Below are 20,863 nucleotides of genomic sequence, written 5' to 3'. Positions count from 1 at the left end.
CGGCCTGATGCGCCGCGAGAGCACGAGCCTCGAGGTGACACGCAGCGCGCGTCCTAGGATGATTCAACGAATCAGGAGTGTCAAGAGTCTTGATACTGTTCTCTCGATCCGCGGCGGTTCGGTCGTCGGCAACGACCGCCCCGCCGGGACGTCGCACGACCTGTACAGTCGTTGCGTCCATCACCTGGGAGACCCGGCCCGCGTGGCACGTCGACCATCCTCAGAGGGAGAGCCCGAGTGCCACGGATGAAGAGATCGACCGGGATGGCGACCGCCGAGGCGCGCACGATGTACCTGGTCAAGCAGCTGGAGTCGCTGCTGCGGTCCAGGATCGAGCAGGTCATCCGCCCGCGCGGCCTCACCGTCCCCCAGTACACCGCACTCTCGATCCTGGAGGTCCGGCCGGGGCTGTCCTCGGCCGAGCTGGCCCGGCGTACCTTCGTGAGCGCCCAGGCCGCCAACGAGCTCGTCAACGCGCTGCGCGCCAAGGGCCTCATCGTGCGGTCGCAGAGCGCTCAGCACGCCCGGCTGCTGGAGATCACCCTGTCCGACCGGGGGCACGAGGTCCTGAGCGAGTGCGCGGCGGAGATCCGGGCGCTCGAGGACCGGATGCTCACCGGACTGGATCCGGGCCGCACGGAGGGCTTCCGCGACGACATCTTGTCCTGCATCGACGCGCTCCGGGCCGAGTCCCGATCCTGAGTCACAGGCCCGCGGCCTCGCTGACCAGCTTGGAGTGCAGGAAGTCCTCGATGCCCTCGGAGCCGCCCTCGGAGCCGTAGCCGCTCTCCTTCACCCCGCCGAACGGCGTCTCGGGCCCGATCAGCCGGAAGTGGTTGACCGCCAGCATCCCGGCCTCGATCCGCTCCGCGACCGCGAAGGCGGTGCGCTGCGAGGAGGTGAAGGCGTACGACGCCAGGCCGTAGGGCAGCTCGTTGGCCCGCAGGACCGCCTCGTCGAGATCGCGGAACGGCACCGCGAGCGCGACCGGGCCGAACGGCTCCTCGTGCATCACCCGGGCGTCGGCCGGCACGTCGGCCAGGAGCGTGGGCTCCCAGAAGTAGCCCGGCCGCTCGACCGCCCTCCCGCCGGTGACGACCCGCGAGCCCCGGTCGATCGCGTCGACGACGAGCTCCTCGACGGCGGCGGGACGGCGGTCATGCGCCAGCGGTCCCATCGTGGTCGCCGGGTCCAGGCCGCTCCCGGGCCGCAGCGCCGCGACCGCCTCGCCGAAGGCCGACACGAAGCCGGCGTACGCACCCTCCTGGACCAGGAACCGGGTCGGCGCGATGCAGATCTGCCCGGCGTTGCGGAACTTCGAGCCGACCGCACGCCGCGCCACCGCGGCGACGTCGGTGTCGTGGAAGACGAGCACGGGCGCATGCCCGCCGAGCTCGAGCGTGACCCGCTTGACGCCTTCGGCCGCGAGCGCGGCGATCCGGCGGCCGACGGCGGTCGAGCCGGTGAAGGTGACCTTGCGGATGTGCGGGGAGCGGATCAGGTGCGTCGAGATCTCCGACGGCACACCGAACACGACGTTGAGCACGCCGGGCGGCAGGCCGGCGTCGACCAGCGCACGCGCCAGGGCCAGCCCGGTCGCCGGCGTCTCCTCGGCGGGCTTGAAGACCACCGGGCACCCGGCGGCGAGGGCGGCGCCGAGCTTGCGTGCCGGGATCGTGATCGGGAAGTTCCACGGCGTGAAGGCGGCGACCGGGCCCACCGGCTGGCGCAGCACCAGGTCCCGGACGTCGGCCGACCGCGACGGGACGATCCGGCCGTAGACCCGCCGGCCCTCCTCGGCGAACCAGTCGAGGATGTCCGCGGCGCTGCGCGCCTCCGCGACGGACTCGCGCAGCGGCTTGCCCTGCTCGAGCGTGGTGTGGCGGCCGATCGTCTCGGCGCGCTCGCGGAGGAGGTCGCCGGCACGGCGCAGGATCCGGTACCGGTCGTAGGCGGGGGTGTCGCGCCACGAGGCGAACGCCGCCGCGGCCGCGTCGAGGGCGTCGTCGAGGTCCACGGTCGTCGCGACCGGAAGGGCCGCGATCGCCTCGCCGGTGGCGGGATCGACCACGGGGAGGGTGTCGCGGCCGTCTCCGGCGCGCCACTCTCCCGCGATCAGCAGCGAGAGCTGGGGGTAGTCCACAGATCCGTCCTCCTAGGGTCGGTCGGCCGCTCGCCGAAAGCCGTAGATGTCCAGGGTGAGCTCGCCGGCGCGCAGACGCTCGAGGTACGCCGCCTCCGCGGCCGCGCGCGACCGGGACGCCGCGACGATCTCGGTGAGGCGCTCACCGCGCAGGGCGACGACACCGTCGGCGTCCCCGACGACCACGTCGCCGCGGCGTACGGTCGCGGCGCCCATCCGGATCGGCGCGCCGATGCTGCCCGCGTCGCTCTTGCCGGTGCCGGTCAGTGCGACCGAGCTGCTGAACACCGGGAAGCCGAGCTCCCGGAGCCGCCCGGTGTCGCGGACTCCGCCGTCGATCACCAGTCCACGCACTCCCCGGGCCTGGGCGGCGACGGTGAGCACCTCGCCCCAGTAGCCGTGGGCCGCACCTGCGGCGTCGACGACGAGGACGTCACCCGGCTCTGCCTGCTCGAGCGCCAGGTGCAACGGCAGGTTGTCCCCGGCCGCGGTCCGGACCGGCAGCGCGCGGCCGACGACGGTCGCGGCGTCCCAGACGGGGCGCAGGGTCGCGGGCAGGCAGCAGGGGTCGCCGGACGCCTCGTAGAGGGTCGCGGAGCCCAGCTCGAGGAGCTCGGCGGCGTACCCGTCGACGACGTCGAGGCCGATCACGACGACTCCTCGTCCGGCTCGTCGGCCCGGCGCTGCAGGAGGTGGTAGCCGTGCGCGCCGCGCGCCTCGGCGAGGCTCGTGCCGGCCAAGACGTCGGCGAGGATGCGGCTCTCGCGCTCGGCGATGCTCTCGCAGATCGCGAGCACCTCGCCCTCGATCTCCGCGGCGACGACCACGACGCCGTCGGCGTCGCCGACGACGAGGTCGCCCGCGCGGACCTGGACGCCAGCGACGGTGACCGTGCCGCCGACCTCGGCGACCTCGACGCGGTCCTTGCCGGTGCGCATGAACCGGCCCCGGCTGAAGATCGGGTACTCGACGCTCAGGGCCCGGTGGACGTCGCGGCAGACGCCGTCGATGACCGTGCCGGCCACGTTCCGGTCGGCCGCCATCGCGGTGAGGATGTCACCCCACACGGTGCAGTCGGTCCGGCCGGCGTTGTCGAGCACGACGACCTCGCCCGGGGGGACGTCGTCGAGGTAGTCGCCGACCGTGCCCGGCGGCGTACCGGCCGGCACGTAGCGGACGGTGGAGGCGCGGCCACAGAGGCGGGCACCGTCGAAGAGCGGCGCGATGCCGTGCAGCGAGCCGGGCCGCCCGAGCCGGTCGAGGGCGTCGGAGATGGTGGCGGTCGAGTGGGCCGCCAGCGGGTGCTCGGTCACGGTGCGGTCTCCTCGATCGTCGGGAATCGGCTGTCGTGCATGACCTCGGTGACCGGCTGCCCGCTCCGGACGGCCGCGGCCATGCCCGTCTCGCGCTCGACGATCCGGTCGGCGAGGTCGAGGACGTCGAGGACGCGGGCGGCGGGGACGAACGCGACCCCGTTGCGGTCCGCCACGACGTAGTCGTCCTGGGCGACGCTCACGCCGGCGACCGTGACCGGCTGCCGGCTGGCGACCTGGACGATCCGGCCGCGGGCGCTGACCGGCACGACGGCGCGGCCCCAGACCGGGAGGTCCGCGGCCTCGGACTCGGCGATGTCGCGGCAGGCGCCGTCGATCACGACGCCCCGGATGCCCCGGCGGGAGGCGGCGAGCGTGAGGATGCCGCCGAAGCAGGACACGTCGACCCGGCCGCTGTTCGCGATGACGAGCACGTGCCGGTCGGTGGCCTCCTCGATGGCCGCGGCCGCGATGTGCTCGCCCGGCGCGCCGGGCTCGCGCGGCCCCGCGGTCACCGTGAAGGCGCGCCCCACCACCGTCCGCCCGGCCGGCCAGAGGCCGTGGAGCCCGACGGTCGCTCCGCTCAGGCCGAGCGTGTCGAGCGCGTCGGAGACGGCGCAGGTGTCGAGGTCGCGCAGGCGGGCGAGTACGTCGATGTCGCCCGTGTGGTCGACGGTCATGGGCGCTCGGCCCCCTCTCGTGGTCGGCGGGTGAGTCCGGCAGCGGCGGCGTGGATGCGCTCCAGGTACGGCGCGGCCGGGTCGTCGGGCGGCGCGGCGCCTCCGGCGAGCACCACCCCGACCGCCGACCGGAGGCTCTCGCCGGCGTCGGCGAGCAGCGCGGCCGCGCGCCAGCAGACGACGTGGTCGGGACGCACCAGCACCGCGCCGGTCTCGCCCACCTCGCGGACCTCGGCCCACTCCCCGTCGGGGTCCGGGACGGGGACGACCCGTACGTCGTCGAGGCCGGCGGCGGCCGACCGCCAGGCGTCGGCGGCCGTCTCGGCGACGAGCAGGGTCAGCCGCTCGGGCTCGACCAGGTCGTGGGTCGAGACCCACCCCTGGGGCGAGTCCAGCCACGCGTGCGGCAGGTGGTGGCCGGGCCGGGTGGTGGGCAGGTAGGTGATCGGGGACGACGCGTGGGCGGGCACGGGCGATCCGTCCGGGACGAACGCCCCGGCCCAGTAGTGGTAGCCGACCTCGACGTTGAGCTGTCCGTAGTCGTTGGCGTTGTCGGCCACCGCCTGCTCGACCAGGCGCCGCCGCTTCTCGCCGTCCGGCGTGTCGGCGACCAGGGTGCCGATCTCGGCCCAGCCGTCCTCCTCGGTGGCGGCGTCGGCCAGGCCGAGGGCCGCGCCGATCGGCGCGTGCCGTCCGGCGTTCTCCAGGGCGTGCGCCGCGTAGTACGCCGCCGTCGGCCGCCGCTCGAGCTCGTAGGTGTCGAGCAGCGACTCCGGCGCCCGGCCCCGCAGGACGAGGGCCAGCTTCCAGCACAGGTTGTCGGCGTCCTGGACGCCGCCGTTGAGGCCGAGCCCGCCGGTCGGCGGGTGCCGGTGCGCGGCGTCGCCGGCGAGGAAGGCCGAGCCGACGCGGTAGCGGCGCGCGACGACCGCCTCGTACTGCCAGTGGCTGACCGCGTGCACGGTGAGCGGGTGGTCGTCGGCGATCCCGAGCATCGCGCGCGCATCGGCCAGCGCGACCTCGTCGTCGGCGTCCCCGCCGTGTCGGCGCGCGACCGCGACCAGCCACTCGGCCGACCGGCGGCCGTAGTACACCGGGCCGAGCGCCTGCAGGGTGCCGACCGGCCGGCCCCTGCCCCGCGGCTGGATGAAGTGCGCCAGGAGCGCGTCCGGCTCGGTCCACATCGACAGGTCGGTGCTCAGGTAGAAGCTGGTGACGTCGCGGATCGCGGTCGGGCCGTCCAGCTCGACGCCGAGCAGCCGGGAGCTGACCCGCCCGCCGTCCGCGGCGATCACGTAGCGCGCGCGGACGTCGTGGCGCCGGCCGTTGGCGCGCTCCTCGATCGTGGCCGACATCCCCTCGGGCCCCTGCTCGAGCGCGACCACCTCCGCGTGGGCGCGGACCCGGCCGGGGCAGCAGGCGGCCGCGTGGGCGTACAGCAGCGGGTCGAGGCGCAGCTGCGGGAGGTTCGCGAACGGCCGCGGGCTCGCCGCCGCGTAGCGGTCGGCGTCGGCGCCACCGCCCCAGGCCGGGACCTCGCCCAGCTTGAGGCCGTGCAGCGGCGTCGGGCCGGTCACCGAGGTGTACCAGACGACCCGGTGCCAGTCGTTGCTCGGGCCCTGGGCGTAGATGTCGTCGGCGACCCCCATCTCGTGGAAGATCTCCATGGTCCGCACGTTGAGCAGGTGCGCGCGCGGGAAGCGGGTGTCGAACGACCGCCGCTCGACCAGCAGGACGTCGACGCCGCGCTGGGCGAGCAGGATCGCGCTGGCGAGGCCCACCGGGCCGCCGCCCACGATCAGGACGTCGACCTGGTCGGGCCACTCGTCGGCCGGCACCGGGTCCAGGAGGGGCGGGCGGGTCATGCGCCGGCGGCCTCTGCGTCGGCCTCTGCGTCGGGGGTCCAGGTGACGAAGCCCATGCCGCAGCCGGTGCCCGCGTCGGTCCGGTAGCACGGCACGTAGTCGACGACCTCGGCCCGCAGCCCCCGGCCGGCGAGGGCGCCGGCCACGACGATCCAGTTGCGCAGCTCCGAGGAGCCCGCCACGAGGAGGTCGTCGGCGAGGCCGCTCATCCGGTCCGCGTCCTCGGCGCACAGGGCGTCGAGGAACCCGCGGTCGAGGTCCTCGTCGAGCACGAAGTGGGACAGCCCCCCGGAGGCGACGACGCCCACCCGCAGGTCGGCCGGGAAGCCGGCGATCGCCTCGCCGAGCGCGACCCCGAGGTCGTGACAGCGCCGCGCCGAGGGCGGATTGGGCTGCCAGAACGTGTTGACGAACACCGGCACGATCGGGATCTGCCCGTCCTCGCCGAGGATCTGCTGGAGGACGAACCCCCAGCCGTGCGGGATGCCGTGGTCGCCGTACCGGCCCGCGGGCAGCATCCGGGAGGCGCCGACGTCGAAGCCGGCCGCGCCGGCGCTGCGGATCAGGTGCAGCGCCAGGTCGGGGTGGCAGGTCCGCGTGGTGCTGACCTCCGGGACGTTGGCCACCTCGGCGACGGCGAGGCCGGGGGGCATCGCGTCGAGGTCCTCCTGGGTGAGCGGCTCGTGCTGGACCGTCTCGCCCCAGTAGACCGCGAACGGCGCCAGCAGCTCGTCGGTGAAGGTCTCCTTGTGGTCGCTGCTGACGATCACCAGGACGTCGAGGTCGCGGTCCCGGACCGCCGCCGCGAGCTGGTCGATCGCGGCGCGGCTGCGGGTGTGCCGCTCGCGCATCTGGCTCGGCTCGCACTCGGCCGCGAACGCCGCGCCGCGCACCGCGCGCAGCTCCTCGAAGGCGTAGGTCCGGCCGCGGAAGGCCAGCGCGGTGTTGCGCCGGTCCGCCGTCGCGCGCAGGCCCCAGTCCTCCGGCGGGGTGCTGAGCTGCGGGGCGTGCGAGCTCCCGACGCCCAGGGCGATCTGTGCCATCGTCGTGTCCTTCCGGGGGGATCTCAGAGGCCGAAGAGCCGGCGTGCGTTGAGCTCGAAGAGCTGCTCGCGCTCGCCGTCGTCGAGCCAGTCGATGTCCTCGATGAGGAGGTGGATGTCGTCCACCCATCGGCCGGTGGCCGGGTCGACCATCGAGCCGGTCCCGGGCTTCTCGGTGCCGAACAGGCAGCGGTCGACCCCCACGGCCCGCAGCAGCAGCTCGATCGAGTCCCGGGAGTACAGGCAGGTGTCGTAGTGGAGCTTGCGGAGCTGGTCGCGGAAGGTGGTGCCCTGGCGCAGCGCCCGCGGCTCGAACCGCCCGCGCTGGTAGGGGATCGCGCCACCGCCGTGGGAGACGACGATCTTCAGGTCGGGGAAGTCGTCGAGCACCTGGGACGACGCGAGCGCGGCGACCGCGAGCGTCTCCTCCTGGATGAAGTGCAGGGAGTATGCCTCCCGGGCGGGGAGCCGGCAGCCGGCCGAGTGGATCAGGGCGGGGACGTCGAGCTCGCAGAGCGTCTCCCACACCGGGTACCAGAACCGGTCGCTCAGCTTCGGCGGCTGGGCCGTGCCCTCGTAGGGGTCGGGGTTGAGGAGCGCGCCGACGAACCCGAGCTCCTCGACGCACCGGCGCAGCTCGGCCATCCACTCCGCGGGCGGCAGGTCCATGCTCTGCGGGAGGCCGGCCACGCCGCGGAAGCGATCCGGCTCCAGCGCGCAGATGCCGGCGATGACGTTGTTGGTCTCCTCGCCGAACCAGCGCACGAGGTCGCCCTGCTCGCTGTGCATCATCTGGTAGGGCCGCGGCGAGATCAGCTGCAGGTCGACCCCCGCGTCGTCGAGGTGCTGCAGGTGCGAGCGGTTCGCGAACGACGGATGCGGGGCGTGCAGCGCCTCCCGCAGGGTCTCGTCGGTGAACGGGACGCTACCGCGCCCGTGCGCACCACGGTGCGAGAGCAGGCCGGCCTTGTACGCGTAGAGCGACTCGGGGGCGCTCACATGTCCGTGGATGTCGATCTTCATGCCATGTCTCCTGGGTCTCCTGTAGCCGGGCTCGGCGGATGCCGGACGTCGGTCCGGGTGTAGCGGGCCACCGTGCGGTAGCGGTGCAGCAGCTCCTCGATCTCCTCCGCGCCGATCACGTCCTCGATCCGCTCGAAGGGGCGGTCGCCGGTGCGCTCGAAGACCTCGCGCAGGATCGCGTCGGGCGGGTTGGTGCGGTTGAGCAGCACCACCTCGCTCGTCGCGGGTCGGCGCTCGTCGTCGTACGCCGCGAGCGCGGCGACCGGGTCGGCGGCACCGGCCAGGTGGTCGGCCAGCGACCGGGTGTCGAGGATCGCCTGCCCGGCGCCGTTCGACCCCCGCGGCACCATCGGGTGGGCGGCGTCGCCGAGCAGGGTGATGCGGCCGAAGCTCCACCGCGGCAGGGGGTCCTGGTCGACCATCGGGTACTCCAGGATCGACTCGGCCGAGCGCAGCAGGCCCGGCACGTCGAGCCAGTCGAACTCCCAGTCCGCGAAGGAGCCGATGAAGTCCTCGAGCGCGCCCCGGCGGGTCCAGTCCCGGTCGGTGCGCTCCGCGGTCTCGACCTCGGCCACCCAGTTGATCAGCTGCGTGCCGTCGGCGTGGTCGCGGATCGGGTAGACGACGAGCTTCCCCGACGCCAGCCAGCCCGCGCGCGCCATCGCGCGCCCGCCGAGGAACGGCGGCGCCACCGTCACGCCGCGCCACATGGTGTATCCGGAGTAGCGCAGGGCCGGCTCGCCGGGGTGCAGCAGGCCGCGGACCGCGGAGTGGACGCCGTCGCAGCCGACGACCACGCCGGCGGCGAGGACCTCCGTGCCGCCGTCGACGGTCGCGATCGTGGCCCGGACCTGCCGCTCGTCCTGGCTCGCGTCGACGAGCGTGGCGCCGAGACGCACGGCGCCGGGGCCGAGTCGCTCGGTCACCGCGTCGAGGAGGAGCAGCTGCAGGTCGCCGCGGTGGATGGAGTACTGCGGGACCGGGTAGCCGGCGGCCTCGCCCAGCTCCTCGCGGTGGATCAGCTGGCCGAACCGGTTGTAGTAGTGCGACTCGGCGGTGCGCACGGCCACCGCGTCCAGGGCCGGACCGAGGCCGAGGTCGTGCAGCTCGCGAGCGGCGTGCGGGAGGAGGTTGATCCCCACCCCGAGCGCCGTCAGCTCGGGCGCCGCCTCCACCACCCGGCAGGCGATGCCCCAGTGGTGCAGCTGGAGGGCGAGCGTCAAGCCGCCGATCCCGGCCCCGACGACGAGCACGTCCGGGACGTCCTGGTCTGCCTGCACCCGGTCACCTCGCTGGTATCTGGCTGGCATCTGGCCGGCATCTCGCTGGCATGGGGTACCGCGGCGTACATCACCCGCGGCCGGCCGAACTGTAACATTCTGTCGATTGCCGTTGCTAGTGCGTTATACGAATTTGTCGTTAGGCTGTCCGTCGTGGACCCGCGGACCCCGTCGGCGCAGGACGGCGCCGAGCCACGGCCGAGCGCCGTGGTCGTCGACCTGCTCGGTGACCTGAACCGGGCCGGCATCCGGGAGCTGCGCCTCAAGACGCTGGTCGCCCTGGGCGAGCAGCTCGCGATCCCCGGCCCGACGATGCGGGTCACGCTGGCCCGGCTGCGCAAGCGGGGGTGGTTCGAGGTGAGCCGCGAGGGGCGGGAGTCGATCTACCGGCTCGCGCCGGCCTGCCTGCGAGTCCTGAACGACGGGGCGAGGCGGATCTTCCGGCCACCCTCGGAGCCGTGGACCGGGAACTGGTCGATGATCATCTACACGGTGCCCGAGCCCGACCGGCAGACCCGCGAGGAGCTCCGCAAGCAGCTGACGTGGAACGGCTTCGGCCCCCTGGCGCCGGCAACCTGGATCTGCCCCCACCCGCGGCTGCCGCAGGTGGCCGACGCCACCGCCCACCTCGCGGCGGCCCGGCTGACCATGCTGACCACCAAGACGGCCGGCCTCGCCGAGGATCGCGCCCTGGTCGTCCGATGCTGGGACGTGAGCCATCTCGAGGCGGCGTACCAGGACTTCATCCGCGCCCTGCGCCGGCGGATGGGCGACTACCGCAGCGGCGCGCTCGACGGCGGGACCGCGCTGGCCGAGCGGATCGCGCTGGTGCACCGGTTCCGGCTGCTCGCGCGGGAGGACCCGCAGTTCCCCGCCGAGCTGCAGCCCCCGGGCTGGCCGGGCGACGAGGCGCGCCGCCTCTTCGACGAGGCGCATGCCCTGCTCGCCGACGGCGCCGCGGCGCACTACGCCACCGCGCTGTCCCAGGATTCTGTATCATTCCATTGACGCCGCGCTAGATTGCGTTATATGTTTCGGCTCATTCAGCCGTGAGCAGGAGAGGCGCAGGCATGCCCAACTACGAGTGCATCAAGGTCGAGACCGAGGATCGCGTCACCACGGTCGCGTTCAACCGGCCGCACAAGCGCAACGCGATGAGCCCGCAGCTCAACGACGAGATGCTCGACGCGCTCACCCGGCTCAGCACCGACCCCGACACCGACGTGCTCGTGCTCACCGGCACCGGGGAGTCCTTCAGCGCGGGCATGGACCTGCGCGAGTACTTCCGCGGCACCGAGGACGACCCCGTGAAGTCCGAGCGCGCGAAGTGGACCATGCGGGAGTGGTCCTACCACCGGCTGCGCTTCTTCCCCCGGGTCACCATCGCCGCGGTCAACGGCTGGTGCTTCGGCGGCGCCTTCATGCCGCTGACCTCGTGCGACCTGGCCATCGCCGCGGACGAGGCGCAGTTCGGGCTCTCCGAGGTCAACTGGGGCATCCTGCCCGGCGGCCTGGTCACCAAGGACGTCGCGATCACGCTCGGCTACCGCGACGCGCTCTACTACGCGCTCACCGGCGAGACCTTCGACGGGCAGCGTGCCAAGGAGATCCGGCTCGTCAACGACTCGGTGCCGCTGGCCGACCTGCCGGCGGCGGTCGACGAGCTGACCGCGAAGCTGCGCAAGCTCAACCCGCACACGCTGCGCGCCACCAAGGAGGCCTACCGGCACTCGGTCGACATGCCCTACGAGCAGGCCACCGACTACATCGCCGCGAAGGCCGCCCAGCTCTCGGCCCGCGACCCCGAGCGCGGGCGCCAGAAGGGGATGTCGCAGTTCCTCGACACCAAGGAGTACAAGCCCGGTCTGGGCGCCTACGACCGGTCCGACTCGGATGCGTGATCTCCGCCCGCTCCTCGCGCCGCGCAGCGTCGCGGTCGTCGGAGCGTCCGGAGACCTCACCACCCTCTCCGGCAAGCCGGTCCGCTTCCTGCGCGAGTCCGGGGCCGACGTCGCGGTCTACCCCGTCAACCCGGGCCGCGAGGAGATCGCCGGCTACCGGGCCTATCCGGACCCGGCGTCCCTCCCCGAGGCTCCCGACGTCGGACTCGTCGTCGTCCCCGGCCCGGCGGTGGTGACCGCGGTCGAGGCCCTCGCCCGCCGCGGCGCCCGGGCGGCGATCGTGGTCTCCTCGGGATTCGCGGAGGGCGGCGCCGACGGCGCGGCCGCCCAGGAGCGGCTGCGCCACGTCGCCCGCGAGCACGACATGCTGCTCCTCGGCCCGAACACCCTGGGCGTCCACGACTACGTGCGCGGGCTGCCGCTCTCCTTCGTCTGGTACGGGCGGCGGCCGGCGAGCGACGCGGGCAGCGTCGCCGTCGTCTCCCAGAGTGGGTCCGGGATGACCTCGCTGTGCGACCGGCTGCTCGCCGACGGGCTGCCGCTCGGGCTGGGGGTGGCGACCGGCAACGAGGCCGACGTCTCGATCGTCGACGTGCTCGAGCACCTCGCCGAGGACGACCGGGTCAGGGTCGTCGCGTGCGTCTTCGAGCAGGTCCGCGACGGGGACCGCTTCCTGGCGGTCGCCCGGCGGCTCCGCGAGGTGGGCAAGCCGCTGGTCGCGCTCAAGGTCGGGCGCACCGAGAGCGGCAGCTCGGTGGTCCGCTCCCACACCGGCGCGCTCGCGGGCTCCTATCCGACGCTGCGGGCCCTGATGCGCCAGTACGGCGTCCTCGAGGTCACCGACGTCGACCAGGTCGGCTCCACGGTCGCCGCCGCGCTTCTCGGCCGCTTCCCGGCGACGGATGCCATCGCCATGGTCACCAACTCCGGCGGGGCGGCCGGCATGGCCGCCGATCGGGCCGACGAGATCGGCGTACCCCTGGCCGAGCTGAGCCAGCGGACCAGCGAGCACGTGGCGGCGAACCTGCCGAGCTGGACGGCCGGTCGGCCGGTCCACAACCCCATCGACGTCACCGCGATGAGCATGCAGCGCCCGTTCGCCATGGTCGACATCGCCGAGGCCCTGGTCGCCGACCCTGCGGTCGGCGGCGTGATCCTCGCGGTCCCCAGCGGGGGCGGCCCGGACGGCGTCCGGTGGGCCGAGCGCTTCGTCGAGCTCGTACGGCGCTCCGACAAGCCGGTCCTGGCGGTCATCCTCTCCGGGTCCGAGTCCGACCGGCTGCGAGACGAGCTCCGTGCCGCCGGCGTACCGGTCCTCTCCTCCCCCGCGGGCGCGGTCGAGGCGCTCCAGCGGCTCCGGCGCTTCGCCACCGCCACCGGCGGCACCGCCGACCCCGCCCCGGGTGAGCCGGTGCCGCTGCCCGCCGTGCTGACCGAGCGCTCCACCCTCCAGTGGCTGGCGCAGCACGGTCTCCCGGTCGTCGAGCAGCGGCTGGCCGCGACACCGGAGGAGGCCGCCGCGGCCGCCGACGCGATCGGGTACCCGGTCGCCGTCAAGGTGTCCTCCCCCGACATCCTGCACAAGACCGAGGCCGGCGGCGTCGCGCTCGACTGCGCCGACGCCGACGAGGTCCGGCGGGCCACCGACGCGGTCCTGGCCTCCGCCCGCCGCGCGGTCCCGGACGCGGCCATCGAGGGCGTCACCGTCTCGCCGATGGTCCGGGCCGGCGTGGAGCTCCTCGCCGGGGTCCACCACGACGAGACCTTCGGGCCGGTCGTGATGCTCGGGCTCGGCGGAGTGTGGGCCGAGGTCCTCGCCGACGTCACCATGCGCGGCGTGCCGCTGGCCGCCGGCGAGGCACAGGCGATGGTCGACGACCTGCGCGGCGCCCCGCTGCTGCGCGGCGCGCGCGGGCGCACGCCGGTCCGTCCCGAGCTGCTCACCTCACTGCTGGAGACGCTCGGCCGGATCGCGCACGAGCACCGCTCCGAGATCCGCGGCCTCGACCTGAACCCCATCGCGGTCACCGACTCCGGATCCCTCGTGATCCTCGACGCCGCCGTCGACCGCCGACTCGGCGCAACTTGCCCGCCAGAGAAGCGCGACTCGGCGCATCTTGCTCACTAAAGCGGGCAAGACGCGCCGACTCAGCGCCCCCGGGCGGGCAAGACGCGCCGACTCGGCCGCAGGTCAGAGGTCCAGCACCAGCTCGGGGCCGAGCGAGCGGCTGACGCAGATCATCATGGTCAGGCTCTCGCGCCGCTCCTCCTCGGTGAGGATGCCGTCCCGGTGGTCGACCGCACCGGAGATCACGCCGGTCTCGCACGACGCGCAGGTGCCCTCGCGGCACGACGACGGCGGCACGATGCCGGCCCGCTCGACGACCTCCATGATCGACTCGCCGTCCCGGACGGTGAGGCTGCGGCCCGAGCGCTTCAAGACGACGTCGAACTCCCCGCCGGCGCGTGCCTCCCGCGCCGACATCACGGGGGTGAAGCGCTCGGTGCGGCACTCGACGCCGGCCTCGCGAGCCGCCGCCGTGACCGCGTCGAGCAGTCCGGCCGGGCCGCAGCAGTAGGCGGCGGCACCGGCCGGCAGGCCCGCCAGCGCGCCCGGCACGTCGATGGGGCCGACCTCGTCCTCGGGGACGAGCTCGACACCTCCGCCGTACGCCGCCAGCTCGTCGACGAACGCCATGGCCGAGCGGGTCCGACCGCCGTAGACGAGCCGCCACGGCCGCCCGGCGGCCACGCACTCGCCGACCATCGGGAGGATCGGCGTGATGCCGATCCCGCCGGCGACGAACACGTAGGCCGTCGCCGGCGCGAGCTCGAAGTGGTTGCGCGGGCCGACGACGTCGAGGAGCTGGCCGGGCCTCAGCGTCTCGTGGACGTAGGTCGAGCCGCCCCGTCCGGGCTCGTGGAGCACGGCGATCCGCCAACTCGAGGCACCGGGCTCGCCGCACAGCGAGTACTGGCGGACCAGGCCGTTCGGGAGCCGGACGTCGACGTGCGCCCCCGGCGTCCACGCCGGCAGGGGTACGCCGGAGGCGCGGTCCTCCAGCTCGACGGACACGACGCCGTCGGACTCCCAGCGGAGCCCGCGCACCCGCAGCGTCTGCATGGTCTCCGACATCGGTCGCCGCTATCGGTCGTCGAGGATGAAGGCGCCGCCGCGGATCCGGACCAGGTCGTCCTCGCCCTCGCGGATCAGGCCGGGCGCGTCGCCGCCGTTCGCGACCGTCTTCGCCGCCCGCGCCATCATCCGCCGCAGCATCGTCACCCCCTGGTCGGTGATCGTCAGGTGGTCCTCGGTCTGCAGGCCGATGACGCCCTGGCTCCGCTGCGCCTCGTAGTCTCCGGGCATCCGCTGGTGCTCGTCCTCGTCGAGCTCCGACCAGCGCTTGCCGGCGAAGGTCGTGCGCATCTGCGCGAGGCGGTCTCGCGACTCGGCGCGATAGGCGGTGAAGATCTTGAAGCTCTCGTCGTCGATCGGCACGACCCAGCCGAGCACGTCGACCGGCCCCAGCGTGCCCTTCGGGTCGGGGACCACGCGGAGGTTCGGGAAGACCGCCTCGGTGACCCGCTGGAGCCGGCGGCCGTCGGGCAGGACGCGCTGGGAGGCGGCGCGCACCCCGTCGTCGACGTACGAGAACTCGACCTCGGGAATGATCGCCATCTCCGGGACGAACTGGTTCCCGCTGAACCGGGCGTGCAGGATCGGCACGTGGAACGGGTCCATCACGTTCTCCCAGTGGGACAGCCAGTTGAAGTCCAAGACGGCGGGGCCGCCGCCGCTGAACCCGTCGCCGTCGGCGAAGACCCGCTGCCCGGAGGCGAGCTCCTCGAGGGTGTCGTACCGCGGCAGCACGGGCATCCGGTCGGGCGGACCCAGGTAGGCCCAGACCAGGCCGTACCGCTCCTGCACCGGGTACCACGGCTGGCGGACCCGGTCGCGGTGCAGCCCGAGCTCGGGCTCGCAGGGCTGCTCGAGGCAGCGCCCCTCGGTGTCGAACACCCAGCCGTGGTAGCAGCAGCGGATCCCGTCGTCCTCGACGCCGCCGTAGAAGAGGGAGGCGCCGCGGTGGCAGCACCGCGAGTACAGCAGGCCGGGCGCGCCCCGGCCCGTGCGGAAGAGGATCAGGTCCTCGCCGAGCACCCGGATCCTCCGGGGCTGGCGGGTGGCCTCCTCGCCGAGCGCGACCGGCTGCCAGTAGCGGCGCAGCACCTCCCCCATCAGAGTGCCGCGACCGACGCGGACCAGATGGTCCAGGGGCGAGCCGGGCTGGAAGTGGTACGCCGAGCCGTCCGGGCTCGCTGGTGGCGCGGCCGCGGCGGGGGCTGTCTGGTCGAGGGTCATCTGCTGCTCCTTTGCGCTGGATGGGACGCGGGACGGTGTCGTGCTACCGCGGGGCGGCCTGCAGGGCCTCGATCGCGGCGGCGACGTCCTCGATCGAGACGTCGCCGATGCCACGTCGGGGATCCACCTGGAGGACGTGGCGCTCCTGCTCGGGCGTGACCGCGTCGTCGACGCCGTCGTGGATCAGCAGCCAGGGCCGGCCGTCCGCCCAGTCCGCCAGGGCGGCTGCCTGGGCGAACTGGACCGGCAGGAACGGCCACGGCTGCTCGGGGAGGTCCAGGACCGGGCGCAGCGCGGAGTGCGCGGTGTGGCCCCAGGCGCTGACCCAGACGACCTCGTAGCGCTCGGCCAGGGCGCGCACCGTCGAGGCCGCGCCGACGGGCACCCGGATGCGGCGCCGCCACCGGGCCCACGCCGAGACGTCGTGGTCACGAGCCGCCACGAGGGGCGGCTCGGCCAGGGCGATCACGCCGTCGACGTCCAGGCCGATCACCGGCCGCGGCGCGGCGTCCACCACCGGTGGCGTCAGCACGGTCCCAGCCCCAGCAGGCCGACCGCGTTCTCCTTCAGGATCAGCGGCACCGCCTCCTCCCGCACGCCGAGCTCGGCGAAGGAGGCCAGCCAGCGGTCGGGCGTGATCACCGGGAAGTCGCTGCCGAAGAGCGCCTTGGTCCGCAGCAGCGTGCCGATCTGTCGCACCAGCTGCGGCGGGAAGTACTTGGGCAGCCATCCGGAGAGGTCGACGAAGACGTTGGCCTTGTGGGTCGCGATCGAGATGGCGCTGTCGGCCCACGGGACCGCCGGGTGGGCGAGGACGATCCGCAGGTCGGGGAGGTCCGCGGCGACGTCGTCGACCAGCATCGGGTCGGAGTAGCGCAGCTTGATGCCGCGCCCGCCCGGCAGGCCGGCGCCGATGCCGGTCTGGCCGGAGTGGAGGAGCACCACCGCGCCGAGCTCGGCCATGGCCTCGTAGAGCGGGTAGAACGCCCGGTCGTTCGGCTCGAAGCCCTGCAGGCTCGGGTGGAGCTTGAGCCCCCGCACGCCGTACTCCTCGACCAGGCGGCGGGCGCGCCGGACGGCGTCGGCTCCCTGATGGGGGTCGACGGACCCGAAGGGGATGAGCACGTCGTTGTTGCGCGCGGCGCCGACGGCGATCTCCTCGCTCGAGAGCGCGGGGTGGCCGGTGGCGGTCGTCGCGTCCACCGTGAACACGACCGCGGCCATCGAGCGGGCGCGGTAGTGCTCGGCGATCTCGTCCAGCGTGGGCGTTCGCGGGTGGTCGCCGCGGAAGTACGCCGCCGAGGCGGCCATCAGCTCCTCGTCGAGGGAGTGCCGGCCGTGGTCGTCGGCCTCGACGTGGGTGTGCACGTCGATCGCGACGAGGGCGTCGACGTCGATCGCGGGCTGGTAGACGGGCATGGTCCCGACCTCCTGTTCTCGGGCGTTCTCGGACACTCAGGGCAGCTCGGGGGCGGCTGCCTTGGCGGCCAGCAGGTCGACCAGCAGCCGGTCGCGGCGGGCGGCGAGCGCGACCTGGTCGAGCCCGGCGAGCTCCGCGTCGACGCCGGCCACCAGTGCGGCCGCCAGCTCCGGCGTCAGCCGGACGTCCCCGAGGTCGTCCATCCACTCCTGCGCCGGCGGCCCGAGGTGCTCGAGCACCTGGGCGAGCCCGCCCGCGCCGCCCGAGAGGTGCTGGTTGACCAGGGGTCCGAGCAGCGCCCACCGGAGCCCGGGCCCGTGCGCGATCGCGGCGTCCACGTCGGCCACGGTGGCGACGCCCCGCTCCACGAGCGAGTAGGCCTCGCGCCACAGCGCCGCCTGCAGGCGGTTGGCCAGGTGGCCCGGCACCTCCCGGCGGACGTGGATCGGGCGCTTGCCCAGGGACCGGTAGAACGCCAGCGCCCGCTCCACGGTCGCCGCCGCGACGCCCGGCGCGGCCACGACCTCGACGAGGGGGATCAGGTGGACCGGGTTGAAGGGGTGGCCCACGATCACCCGCTCCGGGCTGCGCTCGCACCACGACGCGAGCCGGCTCGGCGAGATGCCCGACGAGCTGCTCGCGATGACCACGTCCGGTTCGGCCAGGTCGTCGAGCTCGGCCAGCAGACGGGCCTTGAGGTCGGGGCGCTCGGGGCCGCTCTCCTGCACCCAGGTCGCCCCGGCCACGACCAGGGCGGCCGACGGCGCGACCGAGAGCCGCGACTCCCAGCCTTCGAGGCCGAGCCCCATCCGGTCGATCGCGGGACGGGCCTGCTCGACCATGGCCCGCACCGCGGCGACCGCGTCGGGCGAGGGGTCGAAGACGGCGACCTCGTGGCCGCGGCCGAGCAGCTGCACGGCCCATCCGGCGCCGATCACGCCCGCGCCGACCAGGGCGACCCGCTCGGTCACGGCCGGCCGCCGTACTGACGCGCGTACTCGACGTACGGCTCGAGGACGGCCGGATCGGCCAGCACGTCGAGGGACAGCACCGCGCTGGGCTCCTCGCCGCGCAGGATCCGCTTGACCGGCACCTCGAGCTTCTTGCCCGTGCGGTTGACCGGGATCCCGGGCACGACCACGACCCGGTCGGGGACGTGGCGCGGCGACAGCGCGTCCCGCAGCGCCCGGCCGATCCGGCGCTCGAGGCCGGCGTCCGCGGCGACGCCCTCGCGCAGGGCGACGAACAGGATCAGCTCGCCCAGGCCCCCCTCGGGGTCCTCGAGATGGACGACCAGCGAGTCGGCGACCTCGGTCAGGTCGACGAGCACCTGGTAGAACTCCGCCGTCCCGAGCCGTACGCCGCCGCGGTTGAGGGTCGCGTCCGAGCGGCCCATCACCACGCAGCTGCCGGCCTCGCCGAACCGGATCCAGTCGCCGTGGCGCCACACGCCCGGGTAGTGCTCGAAGTAGGACTCGCGGTAGCGGCTGCCGTCCTCGTCGCCCCAGAACCCGACCGGCATCGAGGGCATCGGCTCGGTGATCACGAGCTCTCCGCGCTCGCCGACGACGGGCCGGCCGTGGTCGTCCCAGGCGGCCGCGGCGACCGCGAGGCACGGGCCCGAGATCTCCCCCGCCCAGACCGGCTGGAGCGGGCTGCCCTGCACCATCCCGGTGCAGATGTCGGTGCCGCCGCTCCCCACGTTGAGCAGTACGCCGGGGCCGAGCTGCTCCGCGATCCAGTGGTATCCCTCGGCGGCGAGCGGGCTGCCGGCGGCGGCGACCTCCCGGACGCGCGACAGCCCCACCTGCGCCCGGAGGTCCAGGCCCTCCGCCCGCGAGGCCATGATCAGCCCGGGGCTCGCGCCGAGCACGGTCGCGCCGACGTCCTCGGCCAGCCTCCAGTGCGCGGCCAGGTCCGGCCAGATGGGGTTCCCGTCGATGGTCACGATCGTGGCGCCGACGAGGAGGCCGCTGACGAGGAGGTTCCACATCATCCACGCCGTGGTCGAGAACCACATGAAGGTGTCGCCCTCGCCGAGGTCGAAGCTCAGGGCGTCGTTCTTGAGGTGCTCGAGCAGGAGGCCGCCGTGGCAGTGGACGATCGCCTTCGGCCGGCCGGTCGTCCCCGACGAGAACAGGACGCACATCGGATGGTCGAAGGACACCTGCTCGAACTCGAGCGGTCCGGGCTCGGCGAGCAGCTCCTCCCACGACACCGCATCCGGAGGGGCGTCCCCGAGGTAGGGCACATGCACCACCGCGCGCAGCGTCGGCAGCGCCGCCCGCACCTCCTCGACCTGCTGCTCGCGGGAGATCGGCTTGTCGCCGTACGCGTAGCCGGTCACGGTCAGCAGCACCGTCGGCTCCACCTGGGCGAAGCGCTCGACGACGCTGCGCGAGCCGAACTCGGGGGCGCAGCTCGCCCAGACCGCGCCGAGGCTGATCGTCGCAAGGTACGCGACGACCGTCTCGGGGATGTTGGGCAGGTAGGCGACCACGCGGTCGCCGCGCCCGACCCCGAGCCGGCGCAGGCCGGTCCGGGCGCGGGCCACGGCGTCGGCCAGCTCCGCGTGCGTGAGCCGCACCTCGCCGCGGGTCTGCGACCACCCGATCACCGCGTCGCGGTCGGGACCGGGCGCGGCCGCGAAGACATGCTCGGCGTAGTTGAGCCGGGCGCCCGGGAACCAGGCGGCGCCGGGCATCACCCGCTCGCGCAGCACGCAGTCGTACGGCGCGGTCGACCGGACGCCGAAGTGGTCCCAGATCGCCTGCCAGAAGTCCTCGAGCGACTCGGTCGACCAGCGCCACAGGTCGTCGTACCCGTCGAGCTCGGCCCGGCCGTCGGCGGCCAGCCAGCGCACGAACGCCGCCATCCGCGAGTCGCCGTCGACGCCGTCGGCCGGCCGCAGCAGCTCCGGCGCCCGCGACGTACCGCTCATCGCGAGGCCTCCCGCCGGCCGTCGAGGAAGGCGTGCATGCGCGCCTTGGCATCGTCGCTGCCCTGGGCCACGCCGGCCATCAGGGACTCCAGGAACAGGCCGGTGCCCGGCGACGCCTCGGCGATGCGCGGCAGGGCCTGCAGGACGGCGAAGTTCGTGACGGGTGCGTTGCGGGCGATGCGCCGCGCGAGCTCGACCGCCCGCGCCGGGCCCCCGCCCGCGGGCGTGAGGTAGGTCGAGATGCCGAGCAGCTGCCCCTCCTCGGCGTCGAGCCGCCGGCCGGTCAGCATCAGGTCGGTCATCCGGTGCGCGCCGATCACGCGCGGGAGGCGCACGGAGGCTCCCCCGCCGACGAAGAGCCCGTGCTGGCCCTCGGGCAGGGAGTAGAAGGCGGTGGCGTCGGCGACCCGCACGTGCGCGGCCAGCGCCAGCTCCAGGCCACCGCCGATCACGGCGCCGTGGAGCGCGGCGACGACCGGCACCTGGCCGGACTCGATCGCCTCGAAGGCCCGGTGCCACATCATCGAGTGCCGGACACCCTCGAGAGTGGAGGTCCGCGAGAGCGAGCCGAGGTCGAGGCCGGCGCTGAAGTGCGGCCCCTCGCCCGTCAGCACGCAGACCCGGGCCCACTCCGGCGGCGCCGCGAAGAAGGCGCCGAGACCCCGCACCGTCTCGTCGTCGAGCGCGTTGCGCTTGTGCGGTCGCGCCACGCGGAGTACGGCGACGTCGTCGTCGCGCTCGAGAGATAGCCCGGGGGCGATACCCGGGTGCTGCTCGGTCACAGATGTCTCTCCTCGGACGGTCTCTCCTCAGCAGGGAGGGCGGGGTGCCCGAGGCAATATTGACAGGATTCCTGTCGATTTGGAAGCCGCTCGGCAGGTATCCTCCCGTTCGT

The 20,863-nt window shown here is 74.0% G+C and carries 19 protein-coding genes; 4 read left to right on the top strand and 15 right to left on the bottom strand.

Annotation, left to right across the window (positions count from 1 at the left end; translation table 11 throughout):
- Window positions 1-246 precede the first annotated feature (246 nt).
- Complete coding sequence (locus tag ACYVKX_RS09510; RefSeq protein WP_460831259.1) at window positions 247-702, top strand: MarR family winged helix-turn-helix transcriptional regulator; 456 nt, start codon at window positions 247-249, stop codon at window positions 700-702.
- Window position 703: 1 nt separating this feature from the next.
- On the opposite strand, the gene ACYVKX_RS09505 is transcribed toward ACYVKX_RS09510, so the two are convergent.
- Genes ACYVKX_RS09505 through ACYVKX_RS09470 form a run of 8 tightly spaced genes read right to left on the bottom strand, consistent with a single transcriptional unit; the run spans window position 704 to window position 9,346 of the window.
- Window positions 704-2,143, bottom strand: a complete 1,440-nt coding sequence (locus ACYVKX_RS09505) for an NAD-dependent succinate-semialdehyde dehydrogenase (protein WP_460831257.1) — start codon at window positions 2,141-2,143, stop codon at window positions 704-706.
- A gap of 12 nt (window positions 2,144-2,155) precedes the next feature.
- Window positions 2,156-2,794, bottom strand: coding sequence for a 4-carboxy-4-hydroxy-2-oxoadipate aldolase/oxaloacetate decarboxylase (locus ACYVKX_RS09500; RefSeq protein WP_460831255.1), 639 nt, complete (start codon window positions 2,792-2,794; stop codon window positions 2,156-2,158).
- Window positions 2,791-3,456: an RraA family protein gene (locus tag ACYVKX_RS09495; RefSeq protein WP_460831251.1), complete on the bottom strand. Its 666-nt coding sequence runs from the start codon at window positions 3,454-3,456 to the stop codon at window positions 2,791-2,793. Before ACYVKX_RS09495 ends, ACYVKX_RS09500 begins: the two co-directional genes overlap by 4 nt.
- Window positions 3,453-4,136, bottom strand: coding sequence for an RraA family protein (locus ACYVKX_RS09490; protein WP_460831249.1), 684 nt, complete (start codon window positions 4,134-4,136; stop codon window positions 3,453-3,455). The genes ACYVKX_RS09495 and ACYVKX_RS09490 overlap by 4 nt, the downstream gene beginning before the upstream one ends.
- Window positions 4,133-6,001, bottom strand: coding sequence for an FAD-dependent oxidoreductase (locus ACYVKX_RS09485; RefSeq protein ID WP_460831246.1), 1,869 nt, complete (start codon window positions 5,999-6,001; stop codon window positions 4,133-4,135). Before ACYVKX_RS09485 ends, ACYVKX_RS09490 begins: the two co-directional genes overlap by 4 nt.
- Window positions 5,998-7,044: a DODA-type extradiol aromatic ring-opening family dioxygenase gene (locus ACYVKX_RS09480; RefSeq protein ID WP_460831244.1), complete on the bottom strand. Its 1,047-nt coding sequence runs from the start codon at window positions 7,042-7,044 to the stop codon at window positions 5,998-6,000. Before ACYVKX_RS09480 ends, ACYVKX_RS09485 begins: the two co-directional genes overlap by 4 nt.
- A 23-nt stretch (window positions 7,045-7,067) precedes the next feature.
- A complete protein-coding gene (locus ACYVKX_RS09475; protein ID WP_460831242.1) occupies window positions 7,068-8,066 on the bottom strand; it encodes an amidohydrolase family protein in 999 nt (332 codons plus the stop codon).
- Window positions 8,063-9,346, bottom strand: coding sequence for a flavin-dependent oxidoreductase (locus ACYVKX_RS09470; RefSeq protein WP_460831240.1), 1,284 nt, complete (start codon window positions 9,344-9,346; stop codon window positions 8,063-8,065). Before ACYVKX_RS09470 ends, ACYVKX_RS09475 begins: the two co-directional genes overlap by 4 nt.
- A gap of 153 nt (window positions 9,347-9,499) precedes the next feature.
- On the opposite strand from ACYVKX_RS09470, the gene ACYVKX_RS09465 reads away from it, so the two are divergent.
- The 3 genes from ACYVKX_RS09465 to ACYVKX_RS09455 all read left to right on the top strand — a co-directional run bounded on the left by ACYVKX_RS09465 (window position 9,500) and on the right by ACYVKX_RS09455 (window position 13,375).
- Window positions 9,500-10,354 (top strand): PaaX family transcriptional regulator, encoded by an 855-nt coding sequence (locus tag ACYVKX_RS09465; protein WP_460831237.1) that lies wholly within the window; start codon window positions 9,500-9,502, stop codon window positions 10,352-10,354.
- A gap of 62 nt (window positions 10,355-10,416) precedes the next feature.
- The gene (locus ACYVKX_RS09460) at window positions 10,417-11,247 is read left to right on the top strand and encodes a p-hydroxycinnamoyl CoA hydratase/lyase (RefSeq protein WP_460831235.1); all 831 of its coding nucleotides are present in this window, start codon (window positions 10,417-10,419) and stop codon (window positions 11,245-11,247) included.
- Window positions 11,240-13,375: an acetate--CoA ligase family protein gene (locus ACYVKX_RS09455; protein ID WP_460831232.1), complete on the top strand. Its 2,136-nt coding sequence runs from the start codon at window positions 11,240-11,242 to the stop codon at window positions 13,373-13,375. The genes ACYVKX_RS09460 and ACYVKX_RS09455 overlap by 8 nt, the downstream gene beginning before the upstream one ends.
- Window positions 13,376-13,438: 63 nt before the next feature.
- Here the strand turns inward: ACYVKX_RS09455 and ACYVKX_RS09450 are convergent, their stop codons facing one another.
- Genes ACYVKX_RS09450 through ACYVKX_RS09420 form a run of 7 tightly spaced genes read right to left on the bottom strand, consistent with a single transcriptional unit; the run spans window position 13,439 to window position 20,750 of the window.
- Window positions 13,439-14,383, bottom strand: a complete 945-nt coding sequence (locus tag ACYVKX_RS09450; protein ID WP_460831229.1) for a PDR/VanB family oxidoreductase — start codon at window positions 14,381-14,383, stop codon at window positions 13,439-13,441.
- A 9-nt stretch (window positions 14,384-14,392) separates the two neighbouring features.
- Complete coding sequence (locus ACYVKX_RS09445; RefSeq protein ID WP_460831225.1) at window positions 14,393-15,607, bottom strand: Rieske 2Fe-2S domain-containing protein; 1,215 nt, start codon at window positions 15,605-15,607, stop codon at window positions 14,393-14,395.
- A gap of 43 nt (window positions 15,608-15,650) precedes the next feature.
- On the bottom strand, window positions 15,651-16,139 hold the full coding sequence (locus ACYVKX_RS09440) for a hypothetical protein (RefSeq protein ID WP_460831220.1): 489 nt from the start codon (window positions 16,137-16,139) through the stop codon (window positions 15,651-15,653).
- Entirely contained in the window at window positions 16,133-17,026 is an 894-nt protein-coding gene (locus ACYVKX_RS09435) for an amidohydrolase family protein (RefSeq protein WP_460831218.1), read from the bottom strand. Before ACYVKX_RS09435 ends, ACYVKX_RS09440 begins: the two co-directional genes overlap by 7 nt.
- Before the next feature lie 36 nt (window positions 17,027-17,062).
- Window positions 17,063-17,998 (bottom strand): 3-hydroxyacyl-CoA dehydrogenase NAD-binding domain-containing protein, encoded by a 936-nt coding sequence (locus tag ACYVKX_RS09430; RefSeq protein ID WP_460831216.1) that lies wholly within the window; start codon window positions 17,996-17,998, stop codon window positions 17,063-17,065.
- The gene (locus tag ACYVKX_RS09425) at window positions 17,995-19,968 is read right to left on the bottom strand and encodes an acetoacetate--CoA ligase (protein ID WP_460831214.1); all 1,974 of its coding nucleotides are present in this window, start codon (window positions 19,966-19,968) and stop codon (window positions 17,995-17,997) included. The genes ACYVKX_RS09430 and ACYVKX_RS09425 overlap by 4 nt, the downstream gene beginning before the upstream one ends.
- Window positions 19,965-20,750, bottom strand: a complete 786-nt coding sequence (locus ACYVKX_RS09420; RefSeq protein ID WP_460831212.1) for a crotonase/enoyl-CoA hydratase family protein — start codon at window positions 20,748-20,750, stop codon at window positions 19,965-19,967. The genes ACYVKX_RS09425 and ACYVKX_RS09420 overlap by 4 nt, the downstream gene beginning before the upstream one ends.
- Between the last annotated feature and the right edge of the window lie 113 nt (window positions 20,751-20,863).

Source organism: Nocardioides hungaricus (assembly GCF_054782915.1).
This window is presented reverse-complemented; position numbering and strand designations above follow the sequence as displayed.

What these genes read in the sequence shown, in the direction of transcription:
- ACYVKX_RS09480 (WP_460831244.1), bottom strand. Translation starts at nt 7,044, where the DNA reads ATGGCACAGATCGCCCTGGGCGTCGGGAGCTCGCACGCCCCGCAGCTC.
- ACYVKX_RS09490 (WP_460831249.1), bottom strand. Translation starts at nt 4,136, where the DNA reads ATGACCGTCGACCACACGGGCGACATCGACGTACTCGCCCGCCTGCGC.
- ACYVKX_RS09425 (WP_460831214.1), bottom strand. Translation starts at nt 19,968, where the DNA reads ATGAGCGGTACGTCGCGGGCGCCGGAGCTGCTGCGGCCGGCCGACGGC.
- ACYVKX_RS09510 (WP_460831259.1), top strand. Translation starts at nt 247, where the DNA reads ATGAAGAGATCGACCGGGATGGCGACCGCCGAGGCGCGCACGATGTAC.
- ACYVKX_RS09475 (WP_460831242.1), bottom strand. Translation starts at nt 8,066, where the DNA reads ATGAAGATCGACATCCACGGACATGTGAGCGCCCCCGAGTCGCTCTAC.
- ACYVKX_RS09485 (WP_460831246.1), bottom strand. Translation starts at nt 6,001, where the DNA reads ATGACCCGCCCGCCCCTCCTGGACCCGGTGCCGGCCGACGAGTGGCCC.
- ACYVKX_RS09435 (WP_460831218.1), bottom strand. Translation starts at nt 17,026, where the DNA reads ATGCCCGTCTACCAGCCCGCGATCGACGTCGACGCCCTCGTCGCGATC.
- ACYVKX_RS09460 (WP_460831235.1), top strand. Translation starts at nt 10,417, where the DNA reads ATGCCCAACTACGAGTGCATCAAGGTCGAGACCGAGGATCGCGTCACC.
- ACYVKX_RS09445 (WP_460831225.1), bottom strand. Translation starts at nt 15,607, where the DNA reads ATGACCCTCGACCAGACAGCCCCCGCCGCGGCCGCGCCACCAGCGAGC.
- ACYVKX_RS09450 (WP_460831229.1), bottom strand. Translation starts at nt 14,383, where the DNA reads ATGTCGGAGACCATGCAGACGCTGCGGGTGCGCGGGCTCCGCTGGGAG.
- ACYVKX_RS09455 (WP_460831232.1), top strand. Translation starts at nt 11,240, where the DNA reads ATGCGTGATCTCCGCCCGCTCCTCGCGCCGCGCAGCGTCGCGGTCGTC.